The organism is Alistipes sp. Marseille-P5061 (assembly GCF_900290115.1).
GTDB lineage: Bacteria > Bacteroidota > Bacteroidia > Bacteroidales > Rikenellaceae > Alistipes > Alistipes excrementigallinarum.
Genome location: NZ_LT985752.1, coordinates 144,116 through 160,708 on the forward strand (window position 1 = coordinate 144,116; position 16,593 = coordinate 160,708).

18 protein-coding genes are annotated in these 16,593 nt (G+C 61.0%); 7 read left to right on the plus strand and 11 right to left on the minus strand.

The genetic code is table 11. The features are described 5' to 3' along the window. Positions 1-194 precede the first annotated feature (194 nt). The 4 genes from C8267_RS10700 to C8267_RS10715 are packed head-to-tail and all read left to right on the plus strand — an operon-like array spanning position 195 to position 2,846. Entirely contained in the window at positions 195-422 is a 228-nt protein-coding gene (locus C8267_RS10700) for a 4Fe-4S dicluster domain-containing protein (protein ID WP_087362696.1), read from the plus strand. Between the two features lie 3 nt (positions 423-425). Next, the gene (locus C8267_RS10705) at positions 426-1,520 is read left to right on the plus strand and encodes a 3-methyl-2-oxobutanoate dehydrogenase subunit VorB (RefSeq protein ID WP_087362695.1); all 1,095 of its coding nucleotides are present in this window, start codon (positions 426-428) and stop codon (positions 1,518-1,520) included. A 5-nt stretch (positions 1,521-1,525) separates the two neighbouring features. Beyond that, positions 1,526-2,287 carry a thiamine pyrophosphate-dependent enzyme gene (locus C8267_RS10710; RefSeq protein WP_087362694.1) on the plus strand — a complete coding sequence of 254 codons (762 nt, stop codon included), beginning with the start codon at positions 1,526-1,528 and terminating at the stop codon, positions 2,285-2,287. 13 nt (positions 2,288-2,300) lie between these two features. Continuing rightward, the gene (locus C8267_RS10715; protein ID WP_087362693.1) at positions 2,301-2,846 is read left to right on the plus strand and encodes a 2-oxoacid:acceptor oxidoreductase family protein; all 546 of its coding nucleotides are present in this window, start codon (positions 2,301-2,303) and stop codon (positions 2,844-2,846) included. 571 nt (positions 2,847-3,417) lie between these two features. Here C8267_RS10715 and C8267_RS10720 read toward each other — a convergent pair. The 11 genes from C8267_RS10720 to C8267_RS10770 form a co-directional block, all read right to left on the minus strand. Then, the gene (locus C8267_RS10720) at positions 3,418-4,086 is read right to left on the minus strand and encodes a TonB-dependent receptor plug domain-containing protein (protein ID WP_087362128.1); all 669 of its coding nucleotides are present in this window, start codon (positions 4,084-4,086) and stop codon (positions 3,418-3,420) included. Between the two features lie 361 nt (positions 4,087-4,447). Next, on the minus strand, positions 4,448-5,416 hold the full coding sequence (gene fmt / locus C8267_RS10725) for a methionyl-tRNA formyltransferase (protein ID WP_106634590.1): 969 nt from the start codon (positions 5,414-5,416) through the stop codon (positions 4,448-4,450). Positions 5,417-5,547: 131 nt separating this feature from the next. Next, entirely contained in the window at positions 5,548-6,765 is a 1,218-nt protein-coding gene (locus tag C8267_RS10730; RefSeq protein WP_106634591.1) for a bifunctional 3,4-dihydroxy-2-butanone-4-phosphate synthase/GTP cyclohydrolase II, read from the minus strand. Next, on the minus strand, positions 6,740-8,278 hold the full coding sequence (locus C8267_RS10735) for an LptF/LptG family permease (protein WP_106634592.1): 1,539 nt from the start codon (positions 8,276-8,278) through the stop codon (positions 6,740-6,742). The genes C8267_RS10730 and C8267_RS10735 overlap by 26 nt, the downstream gene beginning before the upstream one ends. Positions 8,279-8,512: 234 nt before the next feature. Continuing rightward, a complete protein-coding gene (locus C8267_RS10740) occupies positions 8,513-9,370 on the minus strand; it encodes a metal ABC transporter permease (RefSeq protein WP_106634593.1) in 858 nt (285 codons plus the stop codon). 122 nt (positions 9,371-9,492) lie between these two features. Next, positions 9,493-10,482, minus strand: coding sequence for a hypothetical protein (locus tag C8267_RS10745; RefSeq protein ID WP_158699775.1), 990 nt, complete (start codon positions 10,480-10,482; stop codon positions 9,493-9,495). A gap of 15 nt (positions 10,483-10,497) precedes the next feature. After that, positions 10,498-10,941 carry a hypothetical protein gene (locus C8267_RS10750; RefSeq protein ID WP_158699776.1) on the minus strand — a complete coding sequence of 148 codons (444 nt, stop codon included), beginning with the start codon at positions 10,939-10,941 and terminating at the stop codon, positions 10,498-10,500. 628 nt (positions 10,942-11,569) lie between these two features. Next, complete coding sequence (locus tag C8267_RS10755) at positions 11,570-11,791, minus strand: DUF2795 domain-containing protein (RefSeq protein WP_087362147.1); 222 nt, start codon at positions 11,789-11,791, stop codon at positions 11,570-11,572. A 161-nt stretch (positions 11,792-11,952) separates the two neighbouring features. Then, complete coding sequence (locus C8267_RS10760; protein WP_106634596.1) at positions 11,953-12,504, minus strand: cob(I)yrinic acid a,c-diamide adenosyltransferase; 552 nt, start codon at positions 12,502-12,504, stop codon at positions 11,953-11,955. Next, the gene (locus C8267_RS10765; protein WP_087362230.1) at positions 12,501-13,025 is read right to left on the minus strand and encodes a hypothetical protein; all 525 of its coding nucleotides are present in this window, start codon (positions 13,023-13,025) and stop codon (positions 12,501-12,503) included. The genes C8267_RS10760 and C8267_RS10765 overlap by 4 nt, the downstream gene beginning before the upstream one ends. A 33-nt stretch (positions 13,026-13,058) precedes the next feature. Then, positions 13,059-14,339 carry an NAD(P)/FAD-dependent oxidoreductase gene (locus C8267_RS10770; RefSeq protein ID WP_106634597.1) on the minus strand — a complete coding sequence of 427 codons (1,281 nt, stop codon included), beginning with the start codon at positions 14,337-14,339 and terminating at the stop codon, positions 13,059-13,061. Positions 14,340-14,542: 203 nt separating this feature from the next. Here C8267_RS10770 and C8267_RS10775 point away from each other — a divergent pair, with 203 nt between their 5' ends. The 3 genes from C8267_RS10775 to C8267_RS10965 all read left to right on the plus strand — a co-directional run bounded on the left by C8267_RS10775 (position 14,543) and on the right by C8267_RS10965 (position 16,260). Then, a complete protein-coding gene (locus C8267_RS10775) occupies positions 14,543-15,478 on the plus strand; it encodes a transcription antitermination protein NusB (protein ID WP_087362150.1) in 936 nt (311 codons plus the stop codon). Positions 15,479-15,529: 51 nt separating this feature from the next. Next, the gene (locus tag C8267_RS10780; protein WP_234025759.1) at positions 15,530-15,979 is read left to right on the plus strand and encodes a DUF1573 domain-containing protein; all 450 of its coding nucleotides are present in this window, start codon (positions 15,530-15,532) and stop codon (positions 15,977-15,979) included. A 65-nt stretch (positions 15,980-16,044) separates the two neighbouring features. Continuing rightward, positions 16,045-16,260: a hypothetical protein gene (locus C8267_RS10965; protein ID WP_158699777.1), complete on the plus strand. Its 216-nt coding sequence runs from the start codon at positions 16,045-16,047 to the stop codon at positions 16,258-16,260. The last annotated feature ends 333 nt before the right edge of the window (positions 16,261-16,593 follow it).

Below are 16,593 nucleotides of genomic sequence, written 5' to 3' on the forward strand. Positions count from 1 at the left end.
AAAACCGGAACTTCCCGTTTTTATTTGTCATTTTTTCGCGAAGAAATATTGCGAACGATTAGCGGGAACGGGAAATTTTTGTATATTTGTAAGGAGCCTTCTCGTGTTCGGGCCTGCTGCGGGACCTACCCCCCCTCACCGAACTGCGGCGAAAGGTTGCTTCGCGACACAACTAACTTACAATAGAACGGCTTATGGCTAAAATCAAAGGAACTATCGTTGTCGATAAGGAACGATGCAAGGGATGCGGCGTCTGCGTGGCCTCGTGTCCGTGCGACGTGCTCAAACTATCGGCGGAAGTTAACGGGAAGGGTTATCCCGTGGCTATGATGGCGAATCCCGACGCCTGCATCGGCTGCGCGTCGTGTGCGGTTATCTGCCCGGACAGCGTCATCACGGTTTATCGTCAAAAATTCGAATAGGCTATGGCAGAAAAAGAGGTAAAACTGATGAAAGGCAACGAGGTAATCGCCCATGCTGCGATACGCTACGGTTGCGACGGATATTTCGGCTACCCCATCACCCCGCAGTCGGAGGTCATGGAGACGCTCATGGAGCTCAAGCCGTGGGAGACCACCGGCATGGTCGTGCTGCAGGCCGAGTCCGAAATCTCTTCAATCAACATGGTATACGGCGGCGCATCGACCGGCAAGCGGGTGATGACCTCGTCGTCGAGCCCCGGCATCAGCCTGATGTCGGAGGGTCTGAGCTATCTGGCGGGCGCCGAGCTGCCCTGCCTGGTGGTCAACTGCCAGCGCGGCGGCCCGGGTCTGGGTACGATTCAGCCTTCGCAGGGCGACTACTTCCAGGCCTGCAAGGGCGGCGGGCACGGTGACTTCCACCTGATTGTCTTCGCCCCCAACTCGGTGCAGGAGATGCACGACCATGTGGCCGAGGCCTTCGACCTGGCCTTCAAGTACCGCAACCCGGCGATGATTCTCGCCGACGGCGCCATCGGTCAGATGATGGAGAAGGTGGTGCTCGCACCGCAGCGTCCGCGCCGCACCAACGAGGAGATTGCCGCCGAATGCCGGACGTGGGCAGCCTACGGCAAGCCCGCCGACCGCGAGCGCAACGTCGTCACCTCGCTCGAGCTGCAGTCCGAGAAGATGGAGGTCATCAACCAGCGGCTGCAGGCCAAGTACAAGGCGCTCGAAGAGAACGAGGTGCGCTACGAGGCCATCGAGTGCGACGATGCGGAGTATGTCATCGTGGCATTCGGCTCGTCGGCCCGCATCTGCTCGGCCACGGTCGAGATGGCGCGCGCCGAGGGTCTGAAGGTCGGCCTGCTGCGCCCCATCACGCTCTATCCCTTCCCCACGCGTCAGATTGCCGAGCTGGCCGAGCGCGGCGTGAAGGGCTTCCTCTCGGCCGAGCTCAACGCCGGCCAGATGGTTCAGGACGTTCGGCTGGCCGTCAACGGCAAGGCTCCCGTGGAGCACTATGGACGCCAAGGCGGCATGATGTTCGCGCCCGACGAGGTGCTCGAGGCGCTCAAGGAAAAACTGATTAAAAAGTAAAGACGATGGCAGAGGTTGAAATCAAACAGGAGAATCTGGTTTATTCGAAACCGAAACTCATCACCAATAATGTCATGCACTACTGCCCGGGCTGCAGCCACGGCACGGTGCACAAACTCGTCGCCGAGGTCATCGACGAGCTGGGCCTTGCCGAGAAGGCCGTGGGCATCTCGCCCGTAGGCTGCTCGGTATTCGCCTACAACTACATCGACATCGACTGGATTGAGGCGGCACACGGACGTGCGCTGGCCGTTGCGACGGCTGTCAAGCGGCTCCACCCCGAGAACATGGTCTTCACGTACCAGGGCGACGGCGACCTGTCGGCCATCGGTACGGCGGAGTCGATTCACGCGGCGGCCCGCGGCGAGAACGTGGTTGCCATCTACATCAACAACGCCATCTACGGCATGACGGGCGGCCAGATGGCCCCGACGACGCTGCTGGGCATGAAGACGGCGACGACGCCCTACGGACGCGACGCCCATCTGAACGGCTATCCCTACAAGATTGCCGAGATGATGGCCCATCTGGACGGCGCCACCTACATCACGCGCCAGAGCGTCCACAAGCCGGCCAACGTGCGCAAGTGCAAGGCTGCCATCAAGAAGGCCTTCCAGCGCTCGATGGAGGGCAAGGGCTTCTCGCTGGTTGAGGTCGTTTCGACCTGCAACAGCGGCTGGAAACTCTCGCCGGTGGCTTCGAACGAGTGGCTCGAGCAGAACATGCTGCCCTTCTACCCCCTGGGCGATATCAAGGAGGTAAAATAAGAGAGGACGAACTATGAAAGAGACGTTAATTATCGCAGGTTTCGGAGGACAGGGAGTCCTCTCGATGGGAAAGATACTCGCCTACTCGGGCGTCATGCAGGATTACGAGGTGACGTGGATGCCCTCCTACGGCCCCGAGATGCGCGGCGGTACGGCCAACGTGACGGTGATTCTTTCGGACAAGAAAATCTCGTCGCCCATCGCCCATGAGTTCGACACGGCCATCATCCTCAACCAGCAGTCGATGGAGAAGTTCGAGCCGCTGGTCAAGCCGGGCGGCATCCTGATTTACGACACGAACGGCATCACGCGCCATCCCGTGCGCAAGGACATCGAGGTCTATACGATTGACGCCACGGCCGAGTGCGCCCGCATGGGTCAGGCCAAGCTCTTCAACACGATGATTCTGGGCGGTTACCTCAAGGTTCGCCCCATCGTCAAGATGGAGAACGTGATGGTCGGACTGAAGAAGTCGCTGCCCGAGCGTGCGTGGAAGATGCTTCCGCAGAACGAGGAGGCGATTCACCACGGCGGCGAGATTATCCGCAAGCGCGAGTAAGACGCGCGCCGCTGCAATGCATGCAAAATCGGGAGGTTCCTCTGCTGTCTCTTATACACATTCCGAGCCCACGAGACCGTACTAGATCTCGTATGCCGTCTTCTGCTTGAAAAAAAAAAAAAAAAAAGAAAAAAAAAAAAAAAAAAAATAATAAGCCAATGATGTCAACATAACAAGTATTATACAATTGTGCGTACACGANGGTGCGGGGTGCGGGGTGCGGGGCGCGGGTGCGGAACACGGAAGACGCGGGCGTGGGGCGCGGGACGCAAAACGCGGAACGCGGAACGCGGAACACGTAAAACGTGGACGCGGGCACGGGCACGGGGCGCGGGCACGGGGGCACGGGGTGCAGGACGCAGGACGCAGGACGCAGGACGCAGAACACGGGCTACTGGCCGCGGGCAGCAGAACACGGGAAACGCGGGCACGGGGCGCAGGAGACGGGGCATAGGAGACGGGGCACAAGCCCCCGTGCATGGACCGCAGCGCGACTGCATACACCCGCCCGGCCCCGCAACAACCTGCCGGGACCGTTCACAGCCGGGCGCCATCCGCCGCGGGCCGCACCCTACTTGTCGCGCGTACGAATCAGAATCACGCCGTTGCCGCCGCGCACGCCGTACATGTTGTTGCCGCGCTGCACCTCGACCGACTTGACCTCGTAGATGCTGATGCTGTTGAGGCTCGAAACGGGCATCCCGTCGCAGACAATCAGCGCCGCCGAGGAGGAGTTGACCGAACTCTGACCGCGGATGACCAGCTCGCCGTTGATGAGCTGCAGCCCGGGAACCAAGGCCAGCAGCGCCGTCTGGAGGTCCGTAAAGCCCTTCTGGAGCATCATCTCGCCGGTGATGCCCGACGACGAGCCGGCATATTCACGCCGCTTGACATAGCCGAAACCGAGGTCCACCAGTTCCTCGTCCTCATCGTAGGAGGGCTGCTCGCCGCCCCACAGCACCTTGAGGCTGCGCCGTCCGTCGAGCGGAATCTCGACCTTCTCGCGCCGGTACTGCAGCAGGAGCGTGTCGGTGGGCTTGAGGTTCGTCAGACCGAAGCGCCCCTCGCGGTCGGCCACCGTACGCTTGTCGCTGTTCTTGACAAAGACGCGCACCTTGACCCCCTTGCCCGAGAGGTCCTTGACCAGTCCGTTGAAGGGGACATCGGAGGAGTCGTTCTGCTGGGCGCACAGCACGAAGGGCACCAACAGCAGGAGCGGAAGCAGAAGTCGTTTCATCATGGCTCGTAGCGGTTAGGTTCGTAAAAGCGGAATAAGGCGGACCGCGAGGCGGGATACCGGGCCGGACGCACCGGAGATTGAGCCGTACTCATCGGAGGTTGCGCCGGAGGCATCGAAGCTGCCCCGCCGGGCCGCATTCCTTCTGCCTCAAATATAGAAAAAAGCGGAGAAACCAACAAATTTCCCCGCTTGAAGCCTTTATTGTCGAGACCCATGTGCCTGCCGATGCGGGCAGAACCACCGAATGGAGGGGCATTGACCGAAACTGCCTTAAAGCCATCTCAAACCACCCGGAACTGCCCCCGAACCGACCACAATCGGTCCGAACCACCCGGAACGCTACCGAAATGCTACCGGCCCGCTACCGGAACGAGCAGTTGTTGACGTCGCGCCAGCCGAGCAGCAGCTCGCGGACCGGAAGGCGCTTCTTGCCGGCCATCTGCAGCTCGTCGAGCCAAATCCAGCCGTCGGCGCAGGCCACGCGCAGCGTGCGGCCGTCGCTGAAGAGCGTACCGGGCTGCTCGCCGTGCCGTGCCGCCTCGAAGCGGGCCGTAAAAATCTTGACGCTCGTCGCGGGCTCCGACTCCCCGTCGCGCACCACACCGCTCCAGGCGGCGGGATAGGGCGAGAGCCCCCGCACGAAGTCGACGATGCGCCGCCCCGGAAGGCTCCAGTCGATGCGGCAGTCCTCCTTGAAGAGCTTCGGCGCGGGCTTGAGCTGCCCGTCGTCGTACTCGGGCTGCGCCACAGGGGTGACATCGCCCGCAGCGAGGCGCTCGACCGTATCGAGCACCAACTCCGTGCCGCGGTGCATCAGCTTGTCGTACATCGTGCCGACGTTGTCTTCGGGCAGAATCGGCATGCGCGCCTGAGCCAGAATGGCCCCCTTGTCGATTTCGTGGTTGAGCAGGAAGGTGGTCACACCGGTCTCCCGCTCGCCGTTGATGATGGCCCAGTTGATGGGCGCCGCGCCGCGGTACTGCGGCAGCAGCGAGGCGTGGAGGTTGAAGGTGCCCAGACGCGGCATCGACCAGATGACCTCGGGGAGCATGCGGAAGGCGATGACGATGCCCAGGTCGGGCTGCAGCGCCCGCATCGCCTCGACGAATTCGGGGGCGCGCAGCTTCTCGGGCTGCAGCACGGGCAGCCCCAGTTCGAGCGCCGCCACCTTGACGTCGCTCTGGTGGACCTTCTGGCCGCGGCCGGCCGGCTTGTCGGGCGTCGTGACGACGGCCACCACCCGGTAGCCCCCGGCGACAAGCGCCCGGAGCGAGGGTACGGCAAATTCGGGCGTACCCATGAATACGATGCGAAGATTCTTTGCGTCCATTGTCTGCGAATTTGTCCGGTGGGCCCGTGCACCCTCCGCTCGCGGGGAGCGCCGAGGCCGCGGCCGCACCGGTGAAGGTGAAAAGGAAAGCCCCGCGGTGCGCACCGCGGGGCTTCGTTGCGTGGTACGCCCTACTTGAGCCCCAGCTTGTGGTGCATGCGCTCCTCCTTGGTCTTCAGGTAGCGCAGGTTGTAGGCGTTGGGGGCGATGACGATGGGGACAATCTCGTCGATGGTGATGCCGTAGCCCTCCAGACCGGCCCGCTTCTGCGGGTTGTTGGTCATCAGCCGCATGTGCTGGATGCCCAGCTCGCGGATGATGCTGGCACCGACGCCGTAGTCGCGCTCGTCGGCCCGGAAGCCCAGCTTGACGTTGGCATCGACCGTATCGAACCCCTCGTCCTGGAGCTTGTAGGCCTTGATTTTGTTGCACAGGCCGATGCCGCGCCCCTCCTGCTGGAGGTAGATGATGGCGCCCTTGCCCTGCTCGTCAATCATGCGCATCGCCTCGTGCAGCTGCTCGCCGCAGTCGCAGCGGCACGAGCCGAAGATGTCGCCCGTGGCGCACGAGCTGTGGACGCGTACGAGCACCGGCTCGTCAGCCGACCACGTGCCCTTGGTCAGCGCCACATGCTCCAGACCGTTGCTCTTCTGCCTGAAGGGGGTAATCATGAAGTCGCCCCATGCCGTGGGCAGGAGGACCGTCTCGCCCTTCTCGACAATCGACTCCTCGCGCAGGCGGTAGGCGATGAGCGAGGCAATCGAGATAATCTTGAGTCCGAACTTGCGGGCCACCTCGCGCAGCTGCGGCAGGCGGGCCATCGTGCCGTCCTCGTTCATGATTTCAATCAGCGCGCCGGCCGGCTGCAGACCGGCCAGACGGGCCAGGTCGACGGCTGCCTCGGTGTGGCCCGGGCGGCGCAGCACGCCCTTCTGGCGCGCACGCAGCGGATTGATGTGGCCCGGACGGCCCAGGTCGGCGGGACGCGTCTTCGGGTCGGCCAGCGCGCGGATGGTCGCCGCACGGTCGTGAATCGAGACTCCGGTGGTGCACCCCTCGCCCAGAAGGTCGACCGTCACGGTGAAGGGGGTGCCCAGCAGCGAGGTGTTGTTGGGCTCCATCATGTTGAGCTCAAGCTCGGCACAGCGCTCCTCAGACAGCGGTGCGCAGAGCACGCCGCGCCCCTCCTTGAGCATGAAGTTGACGATTTCAGGCGTGATTTTCTCCGCCGCGACGATGAAATCGCCCTCGTTCTCACGGTCCTCGTCGTCGACGACGATTACCACCTTACCCTGTCGGAAGTCATCGATGACCTCCTCGACGCTATTCAATATGCTCTCCGTTGCCATTTGGTTGGGATTTAGATTGTTCGTTCTTGCGTTTGAATTTGAGTTTGCTCCACTTCACCCCCTTGAACACTCCGTTCAGATGGAGCTTCTCGCGGAGCACCTTGATGCGACCGGCGTACCAGTCGGTATCGAGCAGCGACGAGTCGTTCGTCGCCTTGTAGGTCAGATAGACGGCGATGGGCGCGAGGATGAAGGTCGAGAGCCACATGCCGTAGACGGCATCCCAGCTCCCCTCCTTGGCCAGCTTCTCGCCCGTGATGCTGATGATGTAGTAGATGACGAAGAAGATGACCGAGATGACAATCGGCATGCCCAGTCCTCCCTTGCGGATGATGGCCCCCAGCGGCGCGCCGATGAGGAAGAAGATGATAATCGAGACGGGCAGCGAGGTCTTGCGGTGCCACTCCACCTTGCTGCGGTAGAGCTGGTTAAGCGCATCCTTCGACATCGACTCGTCGAACGAGAACATGTTGCGCGAATTCTTGGCCAGCGTCCGCGCCTGGTCCCACACCCGCTCCTTCTCGCGCACGGGAAGCTGCTTGAGCGAGTCGATGGCATGCATGCGGCCGTAGCCGCGCTTGTCGACGCGCAGGCTGTCGACCATGGCCAGCACCGAACTGTCCTTGACGAAAATCTGCTCCTTGAGCAGCGGCTCGTACGAGCGGCCGGTCACCGAATTGACCTCCACCTCGAGCGAGTCGATGTCGTGCTGCAGTTCGTTGATGTTCTTGGTCTGGCTGTTGGAGAACTGGTCCGAGTTGCTCCGCTCCATCGCGAAGCCGTCCATCGAAATCCGCTGGTCCTGCATGTCGAACGTATGGTGGCGCAGCGAGCTCTTGGTATACCACTGGCTGTTGCGCGTCTGCTCGTAGGTCTCGCCGTGGAAGAGCGTCACCAGCAGGAACTTCTTGTCGTCCGAGAGGCGGATGTAGCCCGAATCGGCCACAATCGTGTTCATGTTGCCGTTCACCTCGCGGTTGTCGTAAATCAGCACGTCGCGCAGCAGGTGCGTCTCGGGGTCCTGACGCCCGACGCGAATCGACATGTTGTCGATGCCGTTGAAGAAGAGGCCGTCCTGGAACTCGATGGTCTGCTTCTGCTGGCGGATGTCGTAGAGGATGCTGTACATCTTCTTGTTGGCGTAGGGGACCAGGTTGTTGCTCACGAAGAAGCTGCCCACGGCGATGATGCCCACCACCACCAGCAGCGGCCGCATGATGCGCGGCAGCGACATGCCGGCCGACTTCATGGCCAGCAGCTCGTAGTTCTCGCCCAGGTTGCCCATCGTCATAATGGCGGCCAGCAGCGTGGCCAGCGGCAGACCCAGCGGAATCATGTTGGCCATGGCGTAGGCCATCAGTTCGATGATGATGCCTGCGCTGAGGCCCTTGCCCACCAGCTCGTCGATGTAACGCCATACGAAGTTCATCATCAGGACGAACATCACGATGAAGAAGGTCATAATCATCGGTCCGAGGTAGGACTTCAGTATGAGTTTGTAGATGGTTTTCATGCTACGCTTCCACAGTCATTTGCAGGGGGCCGGTGAACGGCAGGCACAAAGATACAATAAAAAAACGAATAAACGGCCTTCACGGCGGACTATCCGCAGCCTTCCGTCGGGAAGTTTCGCGCGGCGGCGGGCTGCGTCAGCCTCCGTGCAGCAGAATAGGCTGTACTCTAAGAAATTGCGGCCGGGAAGAACCACCCCCAAAAAACGCCGCACGGGAGGGGCTATGAGGCCGCGTCAGCGGTCGGCGCCGGCCACGGGCTCCGACACCGGAGCAAGACGCGGACGCAGCCGTGCGCAGAGGCGCGCGACGACCAGCAGCAGCGTCAGGATGAAGATGATGGCCGCACCGGGGGGCACCTCGAAGCCGTAGCTGAGCACCAGCCCTCCGACGTTGCCCGCCACGGCCACGAGCGGCGCGGCGAGGGTAATCGTGCGGAACGACTTCGAGAAGCTGTTGACAATCACCACCGGAATGGTGAGCAGCGAGATGAGCAGCACGATGCCCATGATGCGAATCGAGAGGACGATGGTCACGGCGATGAGCGCCGCCAGCAGGTAGGAAATCACGCGCGTATGGATGCCGCGGCTGCGGGCGAACTCGCGGTCAAAGGCGACGTACATGACCGGACGCAGCCAGAGCAGCGCCCCGGCAATCAGGAGGGCCGTCAGCACGGCGAGCGCCGCAACGTCGCCGTCGGTCACCGTCACGATGCTGCCGAAGAGATAGGCCGACAAGTCGCCCGAGGTGTATCCCGGGCGGAGCGACATGAAGAGCGCCCCGACGGCCATGCCCACCGACCAGATGATGCCGATGGCCGAATCCTCGCGGATGCGCCCCCGCGTCGAGGCCCACTCGATGCCCAGCGCCGAGAGGACGGCGAAGAGCATCGCGCCCAGAATCGGATTGGCACCCAGGTAGAAGGCGATGCCCAGCCCGCCGAACGACGAGTGGGTGATGCCGCCCGCCAGAAAGACCATCCTCCGGCAGACGACATAGGTGCCGACGATGCCGCAGGTAATGCCCGAGAGGATGCAGGCGATGAAGGCGTTCGAGAGATAGCCGTATTGGAAGAGGTCGCTGAAAAATTCCATAGTACAGTGGGAGCGTCTGCAAAGGTACATCTTTTGTGCCCGTGAAGCAACTCGCGGCGCATAAAAAAGCGCCGCCCCCCCTCGCGAGGACGGCAGCGCCGCATGACAAGAGGCTGAGTGCCTCAGAAGAGAATGGCCAGACGCGCCTGGATACCGCTCAGTCCGTCGAACTGGAAGTAGTTGGCGCCTAGCTCGAAGCGACTGTAGCTCAATCCGATGCCACCGCTCAGGTAGTAGGACTCGGTCTCCGACACCTCGTATCCGCCGCGCACCTCGACATAGGGCGAGAAGCGGCTCTTGAGCAGATAGGCCTTCGCGTTGAGGAAGAAGGGAACCATCACCTTGCTATCCGTATAGCCGTAGTCGTCGTAACCGGAGTTCAGACGCTCAGCATTCGCCTTGAAGACTCCGACGCCCAGACCTGCGAAGAAGTGCTTGCCGCACTGCCGGCCGTGGATGGTCGAGAAGGCAAAGCCGTCGCCCCTGAAGTCGGACGAAGTGGTGAGGTTGATGTAGCTGCCCTCAACCAGACCGCGGTATCCCGAGCGGCGTTCGCGGAACTTGCCGCCCTTCGCCCGGACGGGTTTCGGCGTGGTGACCGAAACGGCCTTCCCGAGCGAGGCTCCCTTGCGGGGCGTGGGCCGGAGTGTCTCGGCCAGCACGAGCGTCGTCCGCACCGTATCGGGACAACGTACGGCATTGATGGTCCGGATGTCCTCGAACGTAGCCGAACGGAACCGCTCGTAGCGGGCGGGATAGCCGCTCACCGTGAGCCGGTGCTCGGTGCGGAACCAGTGCCGGTTGGCCTCGTGGCGCACCTTGGGTTCGACCAGCAGGTCGGCCGACCCTCCGGCAAGCGCACGGGCAACCAACGCCTCGCGCTGAGCCTCCACGGGCGTCGAGCCCTTGAAGAGGTGATTCGTCCAGGTCGTATCGACCTCGACCCGAACGGGCGCGACGTCAAGTTCGGCAACCGTCGGCATTTGTGTGATTTCGGCACGGAGCTCCACCGACCGTGCCGTCTGAACGCGACGGGCTACCGAGCAGGACGACGCAAGGAGTACGACCGCCGCCAACAGAGGCAGCCGTACGGTATTGTGTCCCAGACTCATATCCGACAGCGTACGTTATTTCTGAACTACCGGGAGCATGAGTACCTGCTGCTGCGTCGAGGGGTTGCGCAGTGCGTTGATGGCCTCGGCGTCCTCCTTGGTCAGGGAGCGGAAGTTGCGGTAGCGTGCGGGATATCCCGACACCTCGACCGTCGTCAGACGACCCTTCTTGTCGTAGATATAGGTAAACTGCGGCTCGACGAGGATGTCGGCACCCGTCTTCTTCAGCGCCTCGGCAATGGCGTTCTGCTCCTTGACCTTCTTCGACAGGTACTTGCCGTCCTTACCCGTGCAGATGCCCGTTACCTTGGTCTCCGAAACCTCCAGGTCCGAGACGTTGACCATCGACTCCATGGCGGCGGGAATCCGCGCCACGCGTGCCGTGTGCGACTTGTAGACACTGTTCGAGCATGCACTCAGAGCGACCGCAGCCGCCAGCAAAAGAATAGTTCTTTTCATAATTTTGTAGAATTTGACTTGTGTTCCCGCACCCCGGAACGGGTTATTGCATGAGGGAGGCGTGGTGCTGAAGGTTCATTCCGGACATCGGTACAGGCCGCACCGTACGGTGCGCCTGCGCCTCAACACACAAGTACGCGAAAAAGAGGGACGCGTCCGTCCATTCTCCGTTTTCGAACCACACAACCGAGAACAAACTTACGCTTCCGGTATACCATTCTGCTCAGCATATTGTCCTGAAAGGACACACAAATATACTTTTTATCCGATAAAGATGCAAGAAATACCAACAAAAACGTCCTTTATGGACAACTATTCGTTCGCAGCCCCCCTGCCGTCAGCCTCCACCCTTCGCCTGCCTTCCTTCCTGCCTTCTGCTTCCACCTTCCACCTTCCACCTTCCGCCTGCCGTCAGCCGCCTGCCGCCTGCCGTCAGCTTCCACCCATGCGCCCTTGCTATATGCCGCCCCACCGCTCCGCACAAGCCCCTCCATCCGAGCCGCGACGAACTTTCCCTCCCGGCCGCGACAGACTTCCCTTCCCGGCTGCGACGGACAAAAAAAATGCGACCCGAAGGTCGCATTAGAAAGTTTTCAAATATCTGTCAAACAGATATTTACAAATTCAATTAGTATTCCTCCTCGTTGAAGAAGAAGTCATCCTTCGAGGGGTAGTCGGGCCAGATGTCCTCTATCGATTCGTAGATGTCGCCCTCGTCCTCTATCTCCTGCAGATTCTCGAGAACCTCCAGCGGAGCCCCCGAACGGACCGCATAATCAATCAACTCGTCTTTCGTTGCGGGCCACGGAGCATCTTCGAGCTTCGAGGCCAATTCAAGCGTCCAATACATAGGTCATTAACTTTTAAGTCCCTAATTAAAAGCTCGTTCCGGTTTCCGTGCGAAAATCCGGACACGGTTGTAGTCGTGCAAAAGTATAAAAAAAACGAGAAATACAAACAAATTCGTATAAAACATCGCGTAAATACGAACTTTATTCTGGAAATCAACGATTAAAGAATCCACAGCTGCTCCTCGACCCCGAAGTGCTCCGTCAGCACGCGTCCCAGCAGGTAGAAGTAGTCCGACAGGCGGTTGAGGTAGACCAGCGCCGTGGAGTCGGCACCGTACTTCTGAGCGGCACGCAGCGACGCACGCTCCGCCCGGCGGCAGACCGTCCGGCAGACGTGGCACATCGACACGACGGCATTGCCGCCCGGGATGGTGAACTTCGTGATGGGCGGCACGAGGGCCTGCATGGCGTCGATGCGGTGCTCGAGCCACTCGACCGACGACGCAGCGAGCGGAGCCACCTTGCCCTCGCCCCCCTGGCCCACGGCCAGCAGCGCCGAGACGGTCATCAGCCGCGAGGTGATTTGCGCAATGTCGTCGACGTAGGCGGACAGCCCCTCCTCGTCGCGCATGTGGTCACCCAGCAGCGCCGTGAAGGCCATCAGTTCATCGACCGAGCCGTAGGCCTCGACCCGTTCGTCACTCTTGAAGACCCGTTCGCCGCCGATGAGCGACGTGGTTCCCTGGTCTCCCGTTTTGGTATAGACTTTCATATCCGGAAGTGTTGTTTAGGCAGATAATTGTTAAAGATGAGCAGATAGGCCCGGTTGTCGACCGACGTGCAGCCGTGCGCGGCGACAATGCGGCGGCAGAGCCGGCAGCGCTCCTCGTCGGCATAGGGCTCCAGCAGCACAAGAGTCGTGCCGCAGCGCCGTGCCTGGTCGACAAGCGCGAGCACCTCCTCTTCGGGCAGGCTCCGGCCGACGACGCAGAGGTCGACCCCCGTGCGGTTCATGGCAAAGGTGTGGTAGCCGCAGTGGATGAAGAGGTTCTGCAGCTGTACGGCGCGCCGGTGCCCGACGCCCGCGGCGCAGAGCGCCCCGTAGAGCTCCCGGTCGCCCGGCAGCAGGTCGTGCCGCATGAAGACCTGGCGGACAATCGCATAGACGAAGGGCGAATGGACCCCGTGGCCGCGGAAATAGCGCGCCCGGACCAGGCGGTTCTTCAATCCGGCGACCCGCCCGTAGATGCTCCGGCCGATTCTGCGGCCGATTCTTCGTCCTCCCAGATGCATTCCGCAGCGCATTTTTCAGATTTCCGGCGGCTCCTACCGCTTCAGCATGCCGGCCAGACGTCCGGTCGAGAAGGCGATTTGAAGGTTGTAGCCGCCCGTATTGGCGTCGAGGTCGAGCACCTCGCCCGCAAAGTAGAGCCCGGGGACCTTGAGCGACTCCATCGTATGGGGGTTCACCTCGTCGCAGCGCACCCCGCCGGCCGTCACGACGGCATATTCAAACGGGGCGTAGTCGACGATGGGGAAGGTAAGCCCCTTGAGCGTCTTGACCAGGCGCCGCTTCTCGGCGTCGGTGAGCTTGCTCACATAGTTCTTCGAGTGGATGTCGAGCTCCTCGGCAAGCGGCATGACCAGCGGCCGCGGCACCAGCTTGCGCAGCAGCTCGGCGAAGAACTCCGTGGGGGCCATCTCGGCCAGCTCGCGGTCGATGCGGTTGAGGAGCATCTCCTCGGTCAGCGCCGGCTTGAGGTCGAGCACCAGCTTGACGCGGCGCCCGTCGATGAGCGCATCGACCGCATCGCGGCTCACGCGCAGCGCCACGGCCCCCTCGAAGCCCCGCTCCGAGAAGCCCACCTCGCCGAACTCCTCGCGCACGGGTTCGTTGTCGACCCAGAGCGTCGCCCGCACGTTGCGCAGCAGCAGGCCGCGGAGGTACTTCATCTGGTTGTGTGACGAGACGAGCGGCGTGAGCGACGGACGCACCGCCTCGATTGTATGCCCCAGGTCGGCGGCAAAGCGGTAGCCGTCACCCGTCGAGCCGGTGGCCGGATAGGAGAGGCCGCCCGTGGCGACAATCACCTGCGGTGCCTCGACCTTGCGCTCGAAGCCCCGCTTGTTGCGGTAGCGCACCCCGAAGACATGGCCCGCAAGGGTCAGGACTCCAGTCACCTGCGTATTGTAGAGGATTTTCACGCCGTTCTCGACGCAGTAGTCCAGCAGCGCGTTGGCGATGTCCCACGCCTTGCCGCTGTGGGGGAAGACGCGCTCGCCCCGCTCGATGTCGAGCTTGACGCCCCGCCGCTCGAAGAAGCGGATGGTCGCCCGGTTGTTGAATTCGGCAAAGGCCGGTGCGAAGAAGTCGGCGTTGGTGCGCACCTGCGAGGCGAACTCCTCGGGCGGACGGGCGTTGGTGACGTTGCAGCGCCCCTTGCCCGTGATGCGGACCTTGCGTCCCGACTTCTCCATCTTCTCGAGCAGCAGCACGCGCTTGCCGTTGCGTGCGGCCGTCGCGGCCGCCATCATGCCGGCGGCCCCCGCCCCCACGACGATTACGTCGCAGGAGTTCTCGGCGTATTCATCCCTGAGTTGTTCCATACGTGCGGCAAAGATACGAACATTTCGGCAGAGGCGGCAAGCGGCGGCCGATTTTTTCACCCCTCCGGACGCCGAAGGCGCCCGCACGCGGCAAAAAAGGGCGCCGCACCGCTCGGTTGCCCCATCGAAAGAGGCGTTTTATTTTCAAATCTTGATTTTTAGTTGTACTTTTGCGCCCGTCAAAAGTCGCAAGAGTTACAATTATGTTGAGCAGAAGATTACTTCGCATCAAGGTCATCAAGGCGCTGTTCGCCCATCTGAAATCGGGCGCCGACAACATGATGGCCTCGGAAAAGAACCTGATGGCGTCGGTGGACAAGGCCTACGACCTCTACAACCTGATGCTGACCCTGCCGGTCGAGATTGCCCGCTATGCCGAGCACCGTCAGGAGCTGGCCCGGCAGAAGAAGCTGCCGACCTACGAGGACCTCAACCCCAACACCAAGTTCGTCGACAACTCGGTCATCCGCATCATCGCCAACACCGACGCGGTGAACGACTACACGGCCGCCCGCAAGCTCAACTGGAGCCTCTACCCCGAGCTCATCCGCACGCTCTACACACAGCTCACCGAAAGCGACTACTACAAGAGCTACATGCAGCGCAGCGAGCGCTCGTTTGCCGACGACCGCCAGCTGGTCGAGGATTTCTTCAAGAGCCTGCAGGAGTGCGAGGCGCTCGACACGGTGCTCGAGGAGATGTCGATACTCTGGGACGACGACCTGGGCTACATCCTCATGATGATTCTGCGCACGCTCTCCAACCTCCGCCCCACCCACACCGAGCTGAAGGTGGCCCCGAAGTTCAAGAGCGAGGAGGACCCGCAGTTCGTCAAGACGCTCTTCGAGAAGACGCTGGTCAACTTCGGCGAGTACCAGCGCTACATCGAGAAGTTCACCGCCAACTGGGACATCGAGCGCATCGTCTTCATGGACAACCTCATCATCGGCACGGCGATGGCCGAGCTGCTCAACTTCCCCTCGATTCCCGTCAAGGTGACGCTCGACGAGTACATCGAAATCTCGAAGTACTACTCGACGCCGGGCAGCAGCGTCTTCATCAACGGCGTGCTGGACAAGATTGTCGAGTCGCTGACGGCCGAGGGCCGCATCAAGAAGGCGGGCCGCGGACTTATCTGACAACCGGGCGCCGCTCCGGCGGTGCCGCATCACCCCCCCCACTCCACCACCTTGAAGAGACTCCGCATCCTGCCCCGATTTGCGACTGCGGCGGCGCTGACGGCGCTGCTGACGCTCGCCGCGGGGTGTGGTCCGTCGTCGCTCAAAAAGGCTGCAAGTGCCGCCCCGCGGGGGAAAATCATCGAAATATCGGACAGCACGCTCCTGCATGGAGCCACCGACACGATTCGTTTCGGACGGCTGCACTCGGGCGAGATTGCCGTGCTGCGCTTCCACCTGCACAACGCATCGTCGCGCCCGACGGCCGTCGTCTCGACCGAGCGCAGCTGCGGATGCACGACGCTCGAGGCCGAGGCGCGCCCCATCGCCCCCGGGCAGGAGCTCGCCTGCTCGCTCACCTTCGATTCGCGGGGCGAATACGGCTGGCAGCTCAAGCTTATCGACGTAAGTCTGGCGGGCGGACGGCCGCTGCGGCTCTTCATCGAAGCCGATGTGGAGTAATTCTTGCAGATTCGACAATTATCTTGATATTTGGGCAAGTTATTAACCTTAAAATTACAAATAGTATGGGAACATTAAACAATGCTTGGAAAAATGCTGAGTCATTAGCAATGGAAAAAGACTCGGTTGAGGTCAGTAGAGAACTTCTGACGCAGATCTATGGCGGGGAAAAATCCGCCGGATACATTTGCTCCGTAAGTGGAGAATGTAATAGCACAGGAGAGTCTTGTGGCGGTTCTATAAGAGAGATTTTGGGCTCTATTGCTGATATGTTCTTTTAAAGTCTTCTAAACAAAAGAACATTTTTAAGAGGGTGCTTCCGGATAAGGGTGTGCCCTCTTCAGATATTTATGTATTTATGGCAATGAAAAAATTTTTTAAATTCGTTTTACATCCGACAGAGAACCTGCAAAATAGAGGTTGGAGCGTTTGGGCTATTTTCACTTTTGTATATATTCTTTATTCAGTATGCTCTAATATTATTATCCTTGAGTTCAACTTATAAATGCAACTTTTTGGGTGCGGATAATAAGCAATAAAAACATTTATTTTTCAGAGAGGAAAGAGAGACAATGTCCCCCTTTCTCTCACTCTGAATGGATAAAGTTTGCTAT

Coding starts and splice junctions, on each gene's coding strand:
- C8267_RS10700 (WP_087362696.1), top strand. CDS start 195: ATGGCTAAAATCAAAGGAACTATCGTTGTCGATAAGGAACGATGCAAG.
- C8267_RS10705 (WP_087362695.1), top strand. CDS start 426: ATGGCAGAAAAAGAGGTAAAACTGATGAAAGGCAACGAGGTAATCGCC.
- C8267_RS10710 (WP_087362694.1), top strand. CDS start 1,526: ATGGCAGAGGTTGAAATCAAACAGGAGAATCTGGTTTATTCGAAACCG.
- C8267_RS10715 (WP_087362693.1), top strand. CDS start 2,301: ATGAAAGAGACGTTAATTATCGCAGGTTTCGGAGGACAGGGAGTCCTC.
- C8267_RS10720 (WP_087362128.1), bottom strand. CDS start 4,086: ATGATGAAACGACTTCTGCTTCCGCTCCTGCTGTTGGTGCCCTTCGTG.
- fmt (WP_106634590.1), bottom strand. CDS start 5,416: ATGGACGCAAAGAATCTTCGCATCGTATTCATGGGTACGCCCGAATTT.
- C8267_RS10730 (WP_106634591.1), bottom strand. CDS start 6,765: ATGGCAACGGAGAGCATATTGAATAGCGTCGAGGAGGTCATCGATGAC.
- C8267_RS10735 (WP_106634592.1), bottom strand. CDS start 8,278: ATGAAAACCATCTACAAACTCATACTGAAGTCCTACCTCGGACCGATG.
- C8267_RS10740 (WP_106634593.1), bottom strand. CDS start 9,370: ATGGAATTTTTCAGCGACCTCTTCCAATACGGCTATCTCTCGAACGCC.
- C8267_RS10745 (WP_158699775.1), bottom strand. CDS start 10,482: ATGAGTCTGGGACACAATACCGTACGGCTGCCTCTGTTGGCGGCGGTC.
- C8267_RS10750 (WP_158699776.1), bottom strand. CDS start 10,941: ATGAAAAGAACTATTCTTTTGCTGGCGGCTGCGGTCGCTCTGAGTGCA.
- C8267_RS10755 (WP_087362147.1), bottom strand. CDS start 11,791: ATGTATTGGACGCTTGAATTGGCCTCGAAGCTCGAAGATGCTCCGTGG.
- C8267_RS10760 (WP_106634596.1), bottom strand. CDS start 12,504: ATGAAAGTCTATACCAAAACGGGAGACCAGGGAACCACGTCGCTCATC.
- C8267_RS10765 (WP_087362230.1), bottom strand. CDS start 13,025: ATGCATCTGGGAGGACGAAGAATCGGCCGCAGAATCGGCCGGAGCATC.
- C8267_RS10770 (WP_106634597.1), bottom strand. CDS start 14,339: ATGGAACAACTCAGGGATGAATACGCCGAGAACTCCTGCGACGTAATC.
- C8267_RS10775 (WP_087362150.1), top strand. CDS start 14,543: ATGTTGAGCAGAAGATTACTTCGCATCAAGGTCATCAAGGCGCTGTTC.
- C8267_RS10965 (WP_158699777.1), top strand. CDS start 16,045: ATGGGAACATTAAACAATGCTTGGAAAAATGCTGAGTCATTAGCAATG.